The organism is Thalassobaculum sp. (assembly GCF_040219615.1).
GTDB lineage: Bacteria > Pseudomonadota > Alphaproteobacteria > Thalassobaculales > Thalassobaculaceae > Thalassobaculum_A.
The window spans coordinates 184,752-201,951 of record NZ_JAVJSE010000040.1 but is presented as its reverse complement, the minus strand read 5'-3'; the positions used below and the strand labels follow the sequence as shown (position 1 = coordinate 201,951).

At 69.4% G+C, this 17,200-nt stretch carries 17 protein-coding genes; 4 read left to right on the top strand and 13 right to left on the bottom strand.

From position 1 onward, the window contains the following. Positions 1 to 94: 94 nt before the first annotated feature. From RIC31_RS22575 to RIC31_RS22535, 9 genes are all read right to left on the bottom strand, one after another. Positions 95 to 1,186, bottom strand: a complete 1,092-nt coding sequence (locus tag RIC31_RS22575) for a c-type cytochrome (protein WP_350113302.1) — start codon at positions 1,184 to 1,186, stop codon at positions 95 to 97. Next, complete coding sequence (soxC, locus tag RIC31_RS22570) at positions 1,170 to 2,459, bottom strand: sulfite dehydrogenase (protein WP_350113299.1); 1,290 nt, start codon at positions 2,457 to 2,459, stop codon at positions 1,170 to 1,172. The genes RIC31_RS22575 and soxC overlap by 17 nt, the downstream gene beginning before the upstream one ends. A gap of 26 nt (positions 2,460 to 2,485) precedes the next feature. Further along, on the bottom strand, positions 2,486 to 4,177 hold the full coding sequence (soxB, locus tag RIC31_RS22565) for a thiosulfohydrolase SoxB (RefSeq protein WP_350113296.1): 1,692 nt from the start codon (positions 4,175 to 4,177) through the stop codon (positions 2,486 to 2,488). Between the two features lie 123 nt (positions 4,178 to 4,300). Further along, on the bottom strand, positions 4,301 to 5,161 hold the full coding sequence (gene soxA / locus RIC31_RS22560; protein WP_350113293.1) for a sulfur oxidation c-type cytochrome SoxA: 861 nt from the start codon (positions 5,159 to 5,161) through the stop codon (positions 4,301 to 4,303). Positions 5,162 to 5,218: 57 nt separating this feature from the next. Next, positions 5,219 to 5,545 carry a thiosulfate oxidation carrier complex protein SoxZ gene (gene soxZ, locus RIC31_RS22555; protein ID WP_350113290.1) on the bottom strand — a complete coding sequence of 109 codons (327 nt, stop codon included), beginning with the start codon at positions 5,543 to 5,545 and terminating at the stop codon, positions 5,219 to 5,221. Positions 5,546 to 5,567: 22 nt separating this feature from the next. Then, positions 5,568 to 6,023: a thiosulfate oxidation carrier protein SoxY gene (gene soxY, locus RIC31_RS22550; RefSeq protein ID WP_350113287.1), complete on the bottom strand. Its 456-nt coding sequence runs from the start codon at positions 6,021 to 6,023 to the stop codon at positions 5,568 to 5,570. Positions 6,024 to 6,060: 37 nt separating this feature from the next. Beyond that, positions 6,061 to 6,531 (bottom strand): sulfur oxidation c-type cytochrome SoxX, encoded by a 471-nt coding sequence (gene soxX, locus RIC31_RS22545; protein ID WP_350113284.1) that lies wholly within the window; start codon positions 6,529 to 6,531, stop codon positions 6,061 to 6,063. Positions 6,532 to 6,720: 189 nt separating this feature from the next. After that, positions 6,721 to 7,332: a SoxW family protein gene (locus RIC31_RS22540; protein ID WP_350113281.1), complete on the bottom strand. Its 612-nt coding sequence runs from the start codon at positions 7,330 to 7,332 to the stop codon at positions 6,721 to 6,723. Positions 7,333 to 7,346: 14 nt separating this feature from the next. Next, on the bottom strand, positions 7,347 to 8,129 hold the full coding sequence (locus tag RIC31_RS22535; protein WP_350113278.1) for a cytochrome c biogenesis CcdA family protein: 783 nt from the start codon (positions 8,127 to 8,129) through the stop codon (positions 7,347 to 7,349). Positions 8,130 to 8,212: 83 nt separating this feature from the next. Here RIC31_RS22535 and RIC31_RS22530 point away from each other — a divergent pair, with 83 nt between their 5' ends. From RIC31_RS22530 to RIC31_RS22520, 3 genes are all read left to right on the top strand, one after another. Continuing rightward, the gene (locus tag RIC31_RS22530; protein WP_350113275.1) at positions 8,213 to 8,575 is read left to right on the top strand and encodes a thioredoxin fold domain-containing protein; all 363 of its coding nucleotides are present in this window, start codon (positions 8,213 to 8,215) and stop codon (positions 8,573 to 8,575) included. Positions 8,576 to 8,644: 69 nt separating this feature from the next. Next, positions 8,645 to 9,010, top strand: coding sequence for an ArsR/SmtB family transcription factor (locus tag RIC31_RS22525; RefSeq protein ID WP_350113273.1), 366 nt, complete (start codon positions 8,645 to 8,647; stop codon positions 9,008 to 9,010). 115 nt (positions 9,011 to 9,125) lie between these two features. Next, positions 9,126 to 10,226 (top strand): YeeE/YedE family protein, encoded by a 1,101-nt coding sequence (locus RIC31_RS22520; protein ID WP_350113270.1) that lies wholly within the window; start codon positions 9,126 to 9,128, stop codon positions 10,224 to 10,226. A gap of 1 nt (position 10,227) precedes the next feature. On the opposite strand, the gene RIC31_RS22515 is transcribed toward RIC31_RS22520, so the two are convergent. Continuing rightward, entirely contained in the window at positions 10,228 to 11,208 is a 981-nt protein-coding gene (locus RIC31_RS22515) for an MBL fold metallo-hydrolase (RefSeq protein ID WP_350113267.1), read from the bottom strand. A gap of 191 nt (positions 11,209 to 11,399) precedes the next feature. Here RIC31_RS22515 and RIC31_RS22510 point away from each other — a divergent pair, with 191 nt between their 5' ends. Next, positions 11,400 to 13,016 carry an AAA family ATPase gene (locus RIC31_RS22510; protein WP_350113264.1) on the top strand — a complete coding sequence of 539 codons (1,617 nt, stop codon included), beginning with the start codon at positions 11,400 to 11,402 and terminating at the stop codon, positions 13,014 to 13,016. Positions 13,017 to 13,034: 18 nt separating this feature from the next. On the opposite strand, the gene RIC31_RS22505 is transcribed toward RIC31_RS22510, so the two are convergent. Genes RIC31_RS22505 through RIC31_RS22495 form a run of 3 tightly spaced genes read right to left on the bottom strand, consistent with a single transcriptional unit; the run spans position 13,035 to position 17,176 of the window. After that, a complete protein-coding gene (locus tag RIC31_RS22505; protein ID WP_350113261.1) occupies positions 13,035 to 13,562 on the bottom strand; it encodes a hypothetical protein in 528 nt (175 codons plus the stop codon). Positions 13,563 to 13,613: 51 nt separating this feature from the next. Beyond that, positions 13,614 to 14,582 (bottom strand): hypothetical protein, encoded by a 969-nt coding sequence (locus RIC31_RS22500; RefSeq protein ID WP_350113258.1) that lies wholly within the window; start codon positions 14,580 to 14,582, stop codon positions 13,614 to 13,616. 17 nt (positions 14,583 to 14,599) lie between these two features. Further along, positions 14,600 to 17,176 (bottom strand): fimbria/pilus outer membrane usher protein, encoded by a 2,577-nt coding sequence (locus tag RIC31_RS22495; protein WP_350113255.1) that lies wholly within the window; start codon positions 17,174 to 17,176, stop codon positions 14,600 to 14,602. Positions 17,177 to 17,200 lie beyond the last annotated feature (24 nt).

Here is a 17,200-nt window from a genome sequence, read left to right as displayed (position 1 = left end):
GGCTCGGCGAGGCGGCAGTCCCGCCGCGCGTCCGCCGGCAATGGTCCGTGTGCCGCCAGCATAGCGCGAGGCCGGCGACACCGCATGCCTGTCCTCAATCGACCTTGGTGGTCGCCTCGTTGTCCTTGCCGGCCTCCGGTGTGACGTCCAGCACCCGCGCCCGCATGGTGATCTTGGCGGCCGGCTTGCAGTCCTGCATGCAGGGCTCGCCCTTGGCCGCGTAGTGGCTTTCCCCGGCCCGGTCGTCGGCGATGAAGTTCGCCTCGTTGGGCAGCCGGACCTCGGCGAAGTTGTCGCGCGACAGCTCGAAGTCGGTGTCGGTGACCACGTCGTTCAGATACAGCAGGTAGGCGGTGATCGCGTACACCTCGTCGTCGCTCAGCGACCGGGCGTCGCCGAACGGCATGGAGCGGCGGACGTAGTCGTAGACCGTCGACAGATACGGCCAGTACGAGCCGATGGTCTTCTCCGGCCGGTCGGCCGTGAGGGTGTCGCGGCCGCCGGCCAGCACCGGCCAGCGCCCGGTGCCCTCGCCGAAGTCGCCATGGCACGACGCGCAGCGCTCCGTGAACAGCGCCTCGCCGTCGGCGACCGTGCCGCGGCCCGCCGGCAGGCCGGCGCCATCCGGGCGCACGTCGATGTCCCAGGCGGCGATCTCGTCCGCGGTGGCGACCCGCCCGAGATGCAGGACGCCGTGGCTAGCCGCGGCCTGGTCGGTGGCGGCCGGCGCCGCAGCTGCGGCGGAGGCGGCGTCGGCCGCCTTGGTCTCCGCCGGTTCGGCGGCGGGGGCGGCGGCCTGCCCGGGCTTCAGCGTCAGATAGGCGATGACGTCGGCCCGGTCTTTCGCATCCTTCAGGCCCGGGAACGCCATCCGGTTGCCCTTGATGAAGGTGCGCGGCGCTTCCAGGTAGCCGTCGAGGGACGCGGAATCCCAGACCAGCCCGCCGTTGCCGGCCTCGGTCATGGCCTTGGAGTACTTGAACCCGTCGAGGGACCCGGCGGTCCGGCCCATCACCCCGGTGAGGTGCGGCCCGACCCGGTTCTTCGCGCCGGGGCCGACCTGGTGGCAGGCCGCGCATTTCTTGAACACGGTCTCGCCGCGGGCGGCGTCGCCCTCGGCGGCGGCCGGCCCGGCGATCAGAAGGGTGGCGCCCAGGAGCAGGGCGGCGCTAGGAAACTTCGACATTCTCGACCGTCCCGTCGGCTTTGACATACCAGGTCTGGATTCCGTTGTTGTGGTAGATCGAGTTCTCGCCGCGGGCGGCGCGCAACTCGTTCTTGGTCGGCTGCACGAAGCCGGCCTCGTCGATCGCCCGCGACTGCAGCAGCAGCTCCGAGCCGTCCCAGTCGATGTCCAGGTAGAACCGGTGCATGGCCTTGCTCAGGCTCGGCCCGTCGATGCGCGCGGTGGTCCAGTTGCGACCGCCGTCGAGCGACACGTCGACCCGCTTGATGCGACCGTTGCCGGACCAGGCGAGGCCGGTGATCACGGCCCGGCCGCGACCGTGCCGGATCGGCGCCTGCGGGCTCGGGCTGGTGATGACCGACTTCACGTCCATCACCCAGGTGAAGCGCCGGGCCTTCCCGTTCGCGAGCAGGTCGGTGTATTTCGAGGTCTCCTCGCGCTGCTGCCAGGGCTGGTCGCCGACCTCGATCCGGCGCAGCCACTTGATCCACATGTTGCCTTCCCAGCCGGGAACGACCAGGCGGAGCGGGTAGCCCTGCTCGGGGCGCAGCGCCTCGCCGTTCATCTTGAAGGCGACCAGGCAGTCGTCCAGCGCCTTCTCCAGCGGAATCGACCGGGTCATGGCGGCGGCGTCGGCGCCTTCGGCCAGCAGCCACTTAGCGTTGGTCTTGATGCCGGCCTCGGCCAGCAGATCCTTCAGCCTGACGCCGGTATAGGCTACGCAGTGCACCATGCCGTGGGTGTACTGGCAGCCGTTCAGCTGGGCGCCGCGCCACTCCATGCCTGAGTTGGCGGCGCATTCCAGGAAGTAGACGTGGTTCTCGCGCGGGAACCGCATCAGGTCCGGCATGGTGAACACCAGCGGGGTGTCGACCAGGCCGTGGACCATGAGCCGGTGCTGCGACGGCTCGATCTCGGCGGTGCCGCCGTGGTGACGCTCGAAGCACAGGCCGTTCGGCGTGATGATGCCGTCGAGCTCGTGCAGCGGCGTGAAGCTGACCGAGCTCTGGCGCGAGGCGGTCAGCCACTCGACGTCGCGGCGGACCACGTTGGCCTCGTACTGCGACGGGGTGCCGTAGGGCCGGCTGACGACCCCGTCGCCCAGGTAGCGGTTCCAGTCCTGCACCTCGGTGATCACCGACTCGCCCTCGGCCACCGCCGGTCGGGCGGCGGCGAGGCCGGCCGCGGCGGCAGCGCCGCCGACGGCACCGGACAGGAACCGGCGCCGGCTGGTCGGCTCGAGCGTCTGCTTCGCTTCGGGTTTCTCGGTCATAGGATTTCTCGACGTGGACGAACGGCTCATGACGTCACCTTCACCGACCGGTTCTCCTCCAGCCTGACCACGGGGTTGCGGGCGAGGTGGGACTCGACGACGTCCCAGATCGGCGGCCCTTCGGTGGCCTCGTTGACCGAGGCCCAGCCGGCGACCACGTATTCGCGGCCGGCGGCCACCGGCTCGCCGGTCTTCAGCACCGTCATCTCCGAGATCCGGTTGCCGATCGCCGCCGTCGGGTCGATCCGGTAGCCCATGCCGCCGACCCGCACCATGTCGCCGCCCTGCTGGTAGTAGGGGTCGGCGTTGAACAGGTTGTCGGCGACGTCCTCGAGGATGTCCTTGAGCAGCTGGCCGGTCATCGGCGTCCGGTAGGCGGCCGGGTAGGTCATCGCGCAGGCGTTGTGCAGGTCCTCGACGGTGATCGCCTGGCCCGGCAGCAGCGAGGTGCCCCAGCGGAAGCCGGGCGACAGCGCGATCTCGGCGTCGCGCTCGGCCAGCAGCGCCTGGCAGATCAGGTCGTCGAAGGTGCCGTTGAAGTTGCCGCGCCGGTACAGCAGCGAGTCGGTGGTCGCCAGCTTGCGGCCGAGCTCGGCCTCGTAGGGCGCGCGCACCTTGTCGACCAGCGCGGTCATTTCCGGGTCGGCAGCGATCACGTCGGAGAACACCGGGATCAGGCGGAAGGCGTAGCCCTTGACCTTGCCGTCGCGGACCTCGAGGTCGAGCCGCGACACGAACTTGCCGTTGGAGCCGGACGCGATCACCAGGGTGTCGCCGACCAGCACGGGTTCCGGTAGGGCATCGTGGGTGTGGCCGGTCAGGATGACGTCGATTCCGGGCACCCGGCTGGCCAGCTTGCGGTCGACGTCGAAGCCGTTGTGCGACAGCAGGACCACAAGCTCGGCGCCTTCCTCGCGGACCGCGGCGACATTCTTGGCGACGTCGCTCTCGCGGATGCCGAACGACCAGTTCGGGAACATCCAGCGCGGGTTGGCGATCGGGGTATAGGGGAAGGCCTGGCCGATCACGCCGATCTTGACGCCGCCGCGCTCGACCATGCGGTAGGCCTCGAAGGCCGGCTCGTTCCATTCGGAGTCGTAGATGTTGCCGCCGAGGAACGGGAACGGCAGGCCCTCGACCAGCTCCTTGACCCGCTCGGTGCCGTAGGTGAACTCCCAGTGCCCGGTCATGGCGTCCGGCTTGAGGGCGTTCATCACCTCGACCATGTCGGCGCCGAGGGTCTTGTTGGCGGTGTAGCTGCCCTGCCAGGTGTCGCCGCCGTCCAGCAGCAGCATGGCGTCGCCGCGCTCGTCGCGGATCCGCCGGACGACCCGGGCCACCCGGTCCATGCCGCCCATCCGGCCGTAGCTGCGCGCCAGCCCCTCGAAGTCCTCGGAGGTCAGCGCATAGGCGTGCGGCGTGCCGGGCGCGATGCCGTACAGCTTCAGGAAGTCCGCGCCGGTCACGTGCGGCGGTAGGCCGGCCACTTCCCCGACCCCGAGATTGATCGAGGGCTCTCGGAAATACAGCGGCTTCAGCTGGGCGTGCAGGTCGGTGATGTGGACCAGGGTGACGTTGCCGTGCGGCGCCATGTCCAGCAGTTCGGCCTCGGTCAGCTTCTGCTGCGCGGCGGCCCGGCTCCAGCGTCCGGCGGCGCCGGGTCCGAGGATGGCGGTGACCGCGGTGGCGGCCATCAGGAATTCACGCCTCGAGAACATCCGATCCTCCGGCAACACTCACCCGCTTCGGGGATCGACCGGCGATCCCCCATCCGCGGCTGCGATACAATCAGGTCCTCAGGCGGCGGCGCGGACCGCTCGGGACCGCGCCGCCGTCGGGGTTTACTGGCGGACGGCCGGCGTCTCGATCGACAGGCCGGTTCCGCGCCAGGTGACGTAGACCTCCAGCGCCATCAGCTCTTCCGAGAACGCCTTGGGCTGGGTCGCCCGGGTATCGCGGATGCAGCCGCGGAAGCGGTTGTGCAGCGAGATGACGGTGGCCTGCTTCAGGCGATAGGTCGGGAAGCCGTTGACGTTGCCCTGGCTCAGATGGTCGGCGCGGATGTACTTGCCGTTGTTCTGCTCGTGGCAGTTCGCGCAGGACAGGTTCAGCTGGCCGGTCCGGGTGTAGTAAAGGTCCTTGCCCTTGTCCCACCAGCTCTGCATCTCGCCCTGGGTCAGGTCGACCGCCATCGGCGTGCCGAGCGACTGGTTCTTGATATAGGTGACCAGCGCCTTCTGGTCGGCATGGTCGAACTTGTAGGGCTCGGCCTGCATGTTGCCCTTGCGGCAGGCGTCGATCTGCAGTTCGAGGTTGAACGGCTTGCCGGCCGCGGCATTCCACTTGGGATAATGGGCGCCGACGTCCTTCATCGACTGGGCGGCGTCGCCGTGGCAGGACGCGCAGGACTTGCCGGCGGCGCCGTCCACGGTGTTCCAGATCTCCTGGCCGCGCTCGACATACAGCATGCCGGGGTTCTGGAAGCTGTCGGCCTCCAGCGCCCGGGTCTCGGGCGTGCGGTACAGCCAGCCCGACAGCACCTCGTCGAACGGATGGTTCGGCGGCGGGGCCGCCCGGGTGATCATCTCGCGCTCGCCGTCGATGACGAGCTTGTCGTCCACCGGCTCGGCCCGCAGGGTCGAGCTTGCGAAGCCGACGGCCAGCACTCCCAGAGCCACGGGCAGGATCGAATTCAGTTTCACGGCGTTCCTCCTCCCAATCCGGCGGCTTCGTTGTCCGCCGGGTAGTTCGAACTCGGTTTACGACACCGTGATCTTGTTTTCGGCGGTGTAGGTCGAGCCGTCGTCGTCCAGCCAGGTGAACACGAAGGTGCCGCTCTCCATCACCTTGGCGGTGAATTCGAGATACGGGTTCGCGGAGATCGCCGGCGCCATGTCACACGAGAACACCGGCTGCCCGTTGAAGGTGCAGGTGAACTTGTTGATGATCTTGCGCGGGATCACCTTGCCTTCCTTGTCCTTGCGCTGACCGGATTCCATCTCGTGGCTGATCAGCGTCTTGATGGTGACGATCTCGCCCTTGGTCGCCTTGGCGGGGACCTTTACGCGGGGTTTCGGCGTAGCCATTGCTCGAGTGCCTCCTGTTCGCTCAGCCGCCGCAGCCGCCGATCGTGACCTTGACCAGCTTGGTGTCCACGAAGGTCGAACCGTTGCTCATCTTGGCTACGGCGACGACGTTCTGGGTCTTGGCCAGCCGGATCCGGGTGGTTGCCGTGGCGGTACCGCTCAACGGCGTGAAGTGGAAGGTGGCCACCGCCGGGTTCGGATTGCCCTCGGCCAGGAAGGTCACCGACTCGACATAGTCGTCGGCGGTCATCGGGCTCTCGACCGACACCGAGATCGGCACGGTGTTGCCGTTCTCCGCGATCTCCGGGGCGTCGAGCGTGATCCGGCCGGTCGCCGGGGTGGCGCCGCCGGTGAATTCCTTGATCGCCTTCTCGGTCGATTCGGCGCTGGCCCATGCCCGGGGCGTCGAAACGCCCAGGACCGCGAGGGTCGTCGCACCGACCGACAGCGCGAGCGCCTGCCGTCTGGTGAGGTTCATGGTCATCTCCTTGGTTTCCCGCCCAGCCTTCCCGGCTTCAATCCTTCAGCGTGCCGAGATAGGCGACGATGTCTTCCACCTGCTGTGCGCTCAGGATGGTCTGGCCCTCGAAATCCTTCGCGACATGCGCGCCGACTTCCAGCGAGTAGAAGCCGGGCATGACGGTCTCCGGACCGAACACTCTCTTGGAGTTCACGAGGATCGCCCGCAGCTCCTCCGGCTTCCAGCGGTCGGCCACACCGTCCAGCGGGGTGCCGACCTCGCCATGGAACTGCTGCTCGCTCATCTCGGAATTCTTGTGACAGGCGAGGCAGTTGCCGAGCTTCTTGTCGATGAAGGTCTTGCGGCCGGCGGCCGGGTCGCCCGGCTGGCCGGTCAGCGATGCCTTCACGGCGGTCTCGTCGAACTTGACGTCATTCGGCCCCACCGGTCCGGCGGCCCATGCACTGGATCCCACCGCCATCAGCAGCGCCGCGCCGATCAGGCCCATCTTGCAGGTGTCGCGCACTGTATCCTCCCATCGCGAGCCGGTTTTCCGGCCTCGTACCTCGACAGCGGCCCTCTGCACAGACAGCCGGGACGCTCATGCGATAAATATGATTATTGCAATATATAGATTGATGCAAGCGTCGACGTCAACCGCCCTCGGCCGGGACGCCGGTAACGCCGGGCCGACGGGGCCTCCGACCCCACACTCTCAGTTGCTCTTGCCGCTCGCCTTGCGGCGCTGCTCGATCATGCGGGCGTGGTATTTCTGGAAGTGCTCGTCGGTCTCGTAGCCCTTCTCGCGGACCCAGCGGAACATGTCCAGGAACGTGCCCTTGCCAAACGAGCCCGGCATGGTGGCGACGGCCGCCTGGGCGACGGTCTTGCCGGCCGGCGCGGTCTCCGGCAGGAACACCACGGTCGGCGTGAAGACGTAGCCCCACTTGCGGACCGCTGTCTTCTCGGTCAGGGACTCGCCGTCGAGGTCGGTGACCTCCTCGTCGCCGAACATGTTGTATTGGACGACCATGAAGTTCGCCTTGATGTAGCCGGCGACCTCGGGGTCGGCGAGCAGCTCCTCGTGCATCTTGCGGCAGTAGATGCAGCCGCGCTGCTCGAACACGATCGCCAGGCGCTTCCCGGCCTGGTTGGCGGCCTGGATGTCCTCCGCGATGTCGCGGAAGGTGATGGCGAACCAGTCCTCCTTGTGCAGGCCGTCATCGCCCATGGTTGCGGCGGCGGCCGGCACCGACGCCACGGCGAGGCCGAGCACCACCGTGAGCAGCGACAGGATCGAAGCGATGGGCGCGAAGCGGGCGGTCATGACTGGGTTCCTCCCTAGCCGATTTCCGAGAATACCGGGAACGTCTCGATCATCCAGTTGGCGATCGCCGACATCTGGCCGGTCATGAAAAGCACGCCGGTGACCACGAGCAGGCCGCCCATGGCCTTCTCGACGGTCGCGAGATGGCGGCGGAAGCGGCTGGCCCAGGCCACGAACCGCGGCGCGAAGACGGCGGCCAGGATGAACGGCAGGCCGATCCCGAGGGCGTATACCGCCAGCAGCGCGGCGCCGCGCCAAGCGGCGTCGGCGGACCCGGCGACGAACAGGATCGCCGCCAGCACCGGCCCCACGCAGGGAGTCCAGCCGAACGCGAAGGCGAGGCCGATCACATAGGCCCCGAGCGGGCCGGCCGGCCGCCGCTCGACCGTGAACCGCATGTCGCGGAATAGCGGCGCAATGCGGAACACCCCGAGGAAGTGCAGGCCGAGGACGGCGATGATCGCGCCGGCGACGATCGACAGCACGTCGAAGTAGCGCGCCACGGTCTGCCCGACCATGCTGGCGGTGGCGCCGAGCGCCACGAACACCGTCGCGAAGCCGAGCACGAAGACCACCGCCGAGAGCACGATGCGCCGCGACGCGCCGGGCGGCGGCGCGTCGTCGCCCGCCAGCTGCTCGAAGCTCAGTCCGGTCAGGTAGCACAGATAGGGCGGTACGATCGGCAGTACGCAGGGCGACACAAAGGACAGCAGCCCCGCCACGAAGGCGCCCGCGAAGGTGACGTCGAGCATCTCGGTATTTCGCTCCCGTTGCCGGCCGGTCGGCCGGTCGTTCATTCGCTCAATCATATTTACATTTTTCTATGTATGACAAATGCTCTCTGCACGGGTATGTTCTCGCCATGCTCATGGCGCGCAGCATGACCGCGGCAGCGGTCGTCCTGATGGTTTCCGTGGCCGTGCCGGAGTCGGCGCGGGCAGCCGAACTGCTCGTGCTTGAGCAGCCGGGCTGCGCTTGGTGCGCGCGCTTCAACAACGAGATCGCGCCCGGCTACCCGCACACCGAGGAGGGTCGTCGGGCGCCGCTGCGGCGGGTCGACGTGACCGAGTCGTGGCCCGCCGACCTGGCGGCGATCGCGCCGGAGCGGCTGACACCGACCTTCATCCTGCTGTCCGATGACGGCCGGGAGGTCGCGCGGTTGCGCGGCTATCCGGGCGACAATTTCTTCTGGCCGCTGCTGGCCGAAATGCTGGGGAAGCTCGGGCCGGTCCCGGCGATGTAGAATGACTGCTGGCGCCGGCGCCGACCCGGCGATGCCGTGGTGCCGGACCATCCGAAGGCGGAGTGGATAGTGGATACGCCTGTTACAGCCTGGAAGACGCGACTGCCGTCGGATCCTGCGGCCCTGCAGGAACTGCTGGAGCAGGCGCACCGGGCCAGCGAGATGCTGAAGGCACTGTCGCACGAGACGCGGCTGCTGATCCTGTGCCTGCTGTCCGAGGGCGAGAAGTCGGTCTCGGAACTGGAGGACACCCTGTCGATGTCGCAGGCCGCGGTGTCCCAGCAGCTGGCACGGCTGCGCTTCGACCGGCTGGTCAAGACCCGGCGCGACGGACGGTCGATCTACTACAGTATCGCCGACGAGGAAGTGGCCGCCCTGATCGGCGCGCTCTACGACATCTTCTGCCGCAAGGTCCGCACACCGCCGGCCGACTGACCGGCGGCGCGCGGCGGCGGCGCAGGGGACGAACGGAACTGCCCGGGCCCGACGCGGTCCAGAACAACGAACGGTGTCGGCCCGCCCGGGCGAGACTCCGTCGGGGAGAAACGCCGTGGACACCCTCGAGGCGCATGTGGCGCTTCCCCTGGTCGGCGTCGCCGCCGGCATCGTCCTGGGATTCGTCGCCCGCCTGAACCGATTCTGCACGCTGTCGGCGCTCGAGCGGTACTGGTACTCGAGCGACGCCACCGGCCTGCGCACCTGGGTGCTGGCCGCGACCGTGGCGATGCTGGCGACCCAGGCGCTGGCCGCGTTCGGGCTCGCCGACATCCGCGACAGCTTCTATCTCCGGCCCTATCTGGGGCTCAGCGGGGCGATCCTCGGCGGCCTGATGTTCGGGTTCGGGATGGCCATGGTCGGGACCTGCGCGTTCGGCGCGGTGGTCCGGCTCGGCGGCGGCAGCCTGCGTTCGCTGATCGTGCTGCTGGTCCTCGGGCTGGTCGCGGTCGCGACCCAGCGCGGCCTGCTGGGTCAGGTTCGGATCGCGCTGGTCGACGACTGGGCGATCGACCTGACCGCGGTCGGCGGCCAGTCGATCCCCGCCCTGGTCTCGAGGCTGCTTGGATTCGACGCGACCGTCGCCGTCGTCGGCCTGCTCGGCGGCGGGCTGCTGGCCTGGATCTTCGTCGACCCCGCGTTCCGCCGTCGCGGCGCCCTGATCCTCACCGGCACGGCGATCGGCCTGGTAATCGCGTTCGGCTGGGCCGCCACCAGCTATTTCGCCACCATCTCGTTCGAGCCGGTGCAGATCGAGGCCGGCTCGTTCTCGGTGCCGGTCGGCGATGTGATCGTCCACGTCATCACCTACACCGGGACGGTGCCGGATTACGGCGTCGGGCTGGTGGTCGGGGCGGTGATCGGCGCCGGGCTGGCGGCCTGGTACCGGCACGACGCCCAGTGGGAGGCCTGCGACGATGCCCGCGAACTCAGCCGGCACCTGGCCGGCGGTGCGTTGATGGGCGTCGGCGGGGTGTTCGCCATGGGCTGCACCATCGGGCAGGGCGTGACCGGCTTCTCGACCCTGGCGCTGTCGGCGCCGATCGCCTTCGCGTCGATCCTGATGGGCGCCCGGCTCGGGCTGTCCTGGATGGTCGAGGGCAACGCCTGGGCGATGTTCCGCGGCCGGCAGTCGGGCCCGGGTCCTGCGGAGTAGGTCAGCCGGTCGCCGCGAACCGGTAGTGCGCGCCGCTGCGTTCGACCATGCCGATTCCCGGATAGGGCAGGTGGAAGCCGACGATCCGCGTGCGGTCGGCGGTCAGCCGGTCGAGCAGCCGGCGCCGGGTGGCGGCCCCCTGCTCGACGTCGTGGTCGCTGCCGGCGTGCCAGTCCGGGCGCTCGAACGAGATCACCGCATTGCCGATGGCGTCGCCGACCACCAGCAGCCCGTCGCCGCGATGGATCATGAAGCAGACGTGGCCGGGGGTATGCCCGAAGCTGCCGACCGCCTCGATCCCCGGCAGGATCTCGGCGCCGGCGTCGAACAGCTCGACCCTGTCCTCGATCGCCGCCATCCGGTTGCGGGCACCGACCACGAAGCTCTGCCGGGCCTCGGATATGGTCGTCAATGTTGCCGGCGCCCGCCAGTAGTCCCATTCGGCCCGGCCCATCCAGCAGCGGGCGTTCGGGAACACCGGCTCGTCGAAGTCGTCCAGCACGCCCCACAGGTGATCGGGGTGGGCGTGGGTGAAGCACAGGTCGGTGACCTCGGCCGGATCGACCCCGGCGGCGGCGAGGCTGGCCGGCAGCTTGCCGGCGGTATCCTGGAACAGCGGTCCGGCGCCGGCGTCGAACAGCACCACGCGGTCGCCGCTGCGCAGCAGGGTCAGGTTGCAGTCCGGGCGGACCATGTCGGTCGGCATGCCGTGCGGCGCCAGCAGGGCGGCGATCTCAGGTTCCGGCGTGTCCGGCAGGTAGAGGTCCATCGGCAGAACCAGGCCGCCGTCGCTCAGCACCGTGACCTCGGTGTCGCCGAGCGCCAACCGGGCGGGTGCGGCGGCGCCTGTCGAGGCGGCAAGCGGCCGGCCGGCCGGCGCGGTCGCCCCGAGGCCGAGTGCCGTCAGCCCGGCGCCGCCGAGCACCGCACGCCGGGACCAGTTCTGGCCGCGCTTCGGAAGCTGCGACGATCCGGTGGCCATGACTTTCTCCGTAAATATATATATGAATTTTTGAATTTATCGGCCGGTTGGACCTGGACTGTCAAGCGGAGGCGGTTTGACGTGCGTCAATCCCGCCGGTCGGCCATCATGATAGCGCGTTGATAGGAAAGCGAACTGGGAGGCCCCGTCCGACGCGGATGGGCAGGAACGACGGCCGGGGGCGCAGCGCGATGAACGGGCAGGTCATGACCAGGGACGAGTTCAAGGCCGAGCTCGACCGGCTTCTGCGGGCGCATTTCCCGGCGGTGCATATCAGCACCTACGAGGAGGAACGGGTGCTCGAGGTCGTGAAGGACCTGGCGGGCGACCTGACCTGCTCGATCTTCGGCTGGTCGGCCAGCCACGGCGTGTTCGAGATCGACCATCACGACCACGGCGTGATCGACAGCAAGCTGGCGATGGCGGACCTGGCGGCGGCGCTCGAGACCTTCGAGCAGATGCTGCAGTCCAAGCAGGCCGAGAAGAAGGGACTGATATTCGTTCTGCTGGATCCCACGACCTACCTGACCGACCGCAACGCCAATCCGATCTATGCCCGCAAGCTGCGCGACCTGATCCATCGGATCCGCAGCGAGAACCGGGTCGCGACCTGCCTGATCGTCACCCCGGGCAGCGCGATGCCCAAGGAACTGGAGCGCGACATCACGCTGCTCGACTTCCCGCTGCCGACCCGCGAGGAGATCCGAATCCATGTGGACCGGCTGTTCGCGCATCTCGCGCTGTCGCCGGCCATCGCCGTCACCGAGGGGGAGCGGCTCAAGGAGCGTTTCACCGAGGCGGCGGTCGGACTGACCCTGTCCGAGATCCGGAACGCGGTATCCTACGCGGTGGTCGACGATCTGCGGATCGACGACCGCGACGTCCGGCACGTGTTCCTGCAGAAGCGGCAGATCGTCCGCAAGTCCGGGCTGCTCGACTTCATCGAGAACCTCGACCTGTCCCTGGACGACATCGGCGGGCTGGACCGCCTGAAGGCCTGGATGAAGCGTCGCCGCCTGGCGTTCTCGGAGGACGGCCGGGCGTTCGGAGTGCAGGCGCCGAAGGGCGTGCTGGTCACCGGGGTGCCCGGCTGCGGCAAGTCCTGGTCGGCCAAATGCGTCGCCGCGGCCTGGAAGCTGCCGCTGCTGAAGCTCGACATGGGGCGGATCTACTCGTCCCTGGTCGGTTCGTCGGAGGAGCATATCCGCCAGGTCCTGCAGGTGGCGGAGGCGGTGGCGCCCTGCGTCCTGTGGCTCGACGAGATCGAGAAAGGGCTGCCGCGCCCCGGTGCCCATATCGGCGACAGCGGCGTGTCGTTGCGCGTCCTTGGCACCTTCCTGACCTGGATGCAGGAGAAGCAGAGCAGCGTCTTCGTGTTCGCCACGGCCAACCAGATCGACCTGTTGCCGCCGGAGATCCTGCGAAAGGGCCGCTTCGACGAGATCTTCTTCGTCGACCTGCCGAACGAGGAGGAGCGCCGGGAGATCCTGTCGATCCACATCCGGCGCGCCGGCCGCGACCCCCAGGCGATCGACCTGGACCGCCTGGTCGAGCTGTCGGGCCCGGCCGTGCACGGGCCGGACGTCGCCCTGACCGGTGCCGAGCTGGCGGCCTGGATCAACGAGGCGATGATCAACGCCTATCACCGCCGCGTGGAGCAGGGGGAGAAGGCTCCGGACGTGGGCCTGCCGGACTTCGAGGAGTCGGCGCACGGGACGGTGCCGCTGGCGCGGTTGCGGGCCGAGGAGATCTCGGCTCTGCGCCGCTGGGCGCAGGGCCATGCGCTGCGCGCCTCTGCGCCAGGCTGACGGCGGTCCGACCGGCGGTCAGCGCGCCCTGATGATCAGCACCAGCCGGTCCTGGTAGCGGCCCTGGCCGAGTGCGCTGTCCGGCCGCAGGCGGAGCTCGATGTCGTTGCCGCCGGCTCCGGCGGCGGCCGACTGCAGCACCCGGTCGAGCGGGACCTCGCCGTCGACGACCGCCAGCCCGACGCCGCCATAGGCCAGGTCGTAGGGCACCACCCTGCCGGTCGCTGACTCGACCAAGCCCGGCCGGCCGCGCGCGCCGGCCGAGACCAGGCTGACCGTGAAGCTGCGGTTGTTCGCGAGGATCGACAGACCGGCAATGCCCAGGCGGAGCCGGCTCCCGGACCGATGCGGGGCCAGCGGCGTCAGCGTCCAGCGCGACAGCTGGACGGCCGCCTGCGCCGGCACATGGCCGCTCAGCCGGATCGACCCCGAGGCTCCGGCCGCGCCGGCCGGCTGGGCGGCCGAGAGAAGGCCGGCCAGCACGCCGAGGGCCGCCGCCTGGATCTGCCGGTGCGCGCTGCGGAAATGCCGTCGAGCCCTGGCCATCGCAGCCCCTTGGCAACATGTTGAACAGAAAATTCTAATGAACATGCTCTCTCACCGCAAGCTGACCACCGTCAGGGTGATGACGTCGCGATAGTCGCCCGGCGAGGCGTCGCCGATCTCGCCGACCGTGAATTCGATGAAATGGCTGCGGCCGCCCGGGTCGGTAGCTGCGGCGTGGGTGATGGCCGGGGTCGGTACCCGGCGCGGCAGCGTCACGCTGCCGCCGTCGATGGAGGCCTGGTAGGGGATCTCGCTGTTCTCGCGCGGGTCGACGTGGCGCAGGGCGCCGTGCTCCGATTCCAGGGTGACCCGGTAGCCGCCGTTGCTGCGGGCCTTGAGCGTGACGGCCCGACGCTTGCCGCGCTGCAGGACGTTGAAGCTCACCGTGTAGCTGCCGTAGTTCGGATCGAATCCGGCGCCCTCCGCGAACGACAGCTCGGCGACCGCCGGCACCGGAACGGAGACGCTCACCCGCCGGCGGTCCCGCAGGATGCCGTCGCCCAGGGTTCCCTCGTAGGCTGTGATCTCGATGTCGCCGCCGTAGCGGCCCGGCGCAACGACCTGCTGCGGTGGCACCCGCAGCGCGAACTGGAACGCGACGGTGTCGTCCTCCTCGGCGATCGCACCGATGAACACGTCGCTCTCCGAGGCCAGGTTGAGGGGCTTCAGCGGCTTCGAGCCGCTGGCGTCCTTCTGGACCTCGTAGCGCAGTGCGGAGCCGCCGCCACGCAGTTCGCCGGTCGTGCCGTCGGTGGTGGAGGCCGCCGCGACCGTGACGAAGAACGGGCAGGACCCGTCCCGGCCGCGCACCCGGAACGAGACTGCCAGCGACCGGCTCTCGGGGTCGAAGACCTCGTAGCCCTTGCCGTGTCGGCCGACCCAGGTCGTCGAGGTGACGTCCATGATCGACAGCGAGCAGGCCCATGCCGGCGCCGCCGGCAGCATCGCCGCCAGCGCGAGCATTGCCGCCAGCACGAGCATCGCTGGCAGTCGGGCAAGATGTGGTACGGCGTTGCGCATGCGGCCTCCCCGGGGCGTCACCGCTGGTCCATCACGTAGGTCAGGTTGCCGAGATCGACCCGGCCGGCACTGCCGTCGAGAATCTCGAACTCGATGGCGCGGTCCGGCGCATTGGCCAACGTGAGCCGCCACCGGCCGGGCGACAGGCCCTCGACGCGGAACCGGCCCTTGCGGCTGGTGAAGAACTCGATCGGCGGGCGTTCGGCGTCGGTGATCGCTGTTATGGTGCCGAGTTCGAGCGGCAGCGGCTGGCCCTGGGCGTCGACCAGGACGCCGTCGCCGAGCACGGTGGCGCCGGTGCCGACCGGGATCAGGATCCCGCTGCGGTAGGTCGGCCGCACGTCGTAGATCTGCCGGCCGAGCTCGTATCCCAGCGGCAGGTCCGGCGCATCGATCACGACCTGGTGCTGATAGTAGGGGTTCAGGTCCGGCAGCACCGGGGCGCCGAGGAGGTCGCTCCGTGCCGCGGGCGTGTCGCCGACGCGGTTGATCTCCAGATCCTGGTCGGCGATCGCCGGGTGCGGCGCGAACAGCACGAAACTGTCACGGATCGGCCGGGTCACACCGAAATGGCCGTCGGCAAAGGCGAGCGCGGTTCCGAAGTTCAGGGTGGTTCGATTCTCGCTGCCCTCGCCGTCGCGGTCGACCGACGAGGACTGCAGGATACGGCCGTCGAAACGGTATCCCGTGTAGCCGATGTCGCCGGTCAGCCGGTCGTTGCTGTCGTCGCGGCTCAGCGAGAGGTCGGCGTCGACCGCGTCGACGCGGGACAGCGGCGTGTAGGTGTAGTCGACACGCTGGGTCTGCCTGCTGGAATCGTAGGAGCTCTCGACCCGGTGGCCCGAGCGGCCCGGGTACCAGGCGATCGACAGGAACAGCCGGTTGTCGTCCTCGCCGGGGTCCAGCTGCCGCCGCCCGACCTGCAGGTACGCGGTCACGTCGTCGGTGATCGGCAGGCTGAAGTTCAGGTCGGCGGTGGTGACGTCCGGCTGGTCGTAGCGCGCGAACTGATGGCTGACGCCGATGCTGCCATACAGGTCGCCGTGGATCCGCTGGCCGTAGAGCGCGCCGATGTCGAGGGCGATCGGATTGCTGGCGGTCTGCTGCCCGAGGCCAGAGAAGTCCGGACTGCGGAAGGTGACGCTGGTCGACAGGTTGCGGTTGGCGCCGCCGATCTCGGGCTTCTCGGCGAACCGGTGCTGCAGGCGCAGCGCCGTCCCGGTGCCGGTCTGCCCGGCGCCGCCGCTGTCGTCCGGCTCCGAGTCCAGACGGCTCAGGGCGCCGTCGAGCCGGAACGTGCCGAGGGGGGTCGCCAGCCGACCTTCGGCACCGAGCACCTGGACGTCGCGCGAAGCCTGCAGCCCGGCCCCGACGGTCAACTGGTCGGTGAAGCCGTAGGAGTGGAAGGCCGAGGCCAGGACGTCGCTCTCGTCGTAGCTCTTGCCGCTCGGCGTGCTCTCCGACGGGACGCCCAGGGCGTAGGCGAAGTCGTGCTCGCCCTCGCCCAGCACGGTGGTGTCGAACACGAACGGGAAGCGGAGGACCTCGACCCGCCCGACCTCGTCGGTGACGCGCAGGGTGACGTCGTTGGTGCCGCTGACGAACGGGAAATCGCGCACGTTGTAGCGGCCGGGCGGCAGGTCGAGGGTGCGGACCCGCTGGCCGTTGACCATCACCTCGACGCGCGAGACCCGGTCCAGGTCGAGCTCCGACTGACCGGCCGGCGAACTGGCGCGGTCGGGCTGCAGGCCGAAGTTGCGCTCCACCGCCACCCCGCCGGCGCGCCGGAACGACTGGAAGCCGTTGACCCCATAGCTCAGGTCGCCGGCGGAGTAGCGGGTCCGCGCCTCGGGATCGTCGTGGACCAGCCGGGTGTCGCCGCGCTCCCAGCGCGATTGGCCGTCGTCCCGGTAGGTGACCACGCTCTCGACCACCACGCCCAGGATGTCGGCGGCGCCGTCGAAGTCCACGACCGTCGGCTCGTCGGCGTCGCCGCCCGAGACGAAGTCGCGGGCCGCCAGCAGGTTCACGTAGCCGCTGACCTCGGCCGGCCCCCTGGGTGCGGCGCCTTCCGACAAGAAGCCGCGCGTCAGGCTGAGGGTCCGGACCTTCTGCATGGTGGTCGGGATTTCGACCCGCGCTTCGACCTGAGCGACGTCGTAGGCCACATTCAGTCCCAGGGCCCTGAGGTCGTTGACCGCCAGCCGTCCCGCCGCATCGATCTGCCGGCGGACCGCCTCGAGCGGGCCTGGCAGCATGTGAGTCTCGACCAGCGCCACGAAGGCCGCCCCGTCGAACGACAGCAGCTGGTCGCTCGACGAGACGACCGCCCCGATCTCGCTGGGCTCGTCGGGGCCGAGCCGCAGCGGGATCTCCAGCTGCACGGTCTCCGGGACGATCTGCTTCGGGACCGGGGCCGGAGGCGCCAGGAAGATGGTCGGGTCGAGAGGCGGGGTCGACGGCCGGTCGGCGCCCTGGGCGTCGGCCGTCACCGGCAGCAGGCCGGCCAGGGCGGCGACGAGGCAGGCCCGCCGGCACCGGCCGCCGAGCCGCTGCCGCGCACCGACGGCGGTCCGCGGAGTCGCCGTTGTCACCTGTCCCGCCCCCCGCGGGCTGCC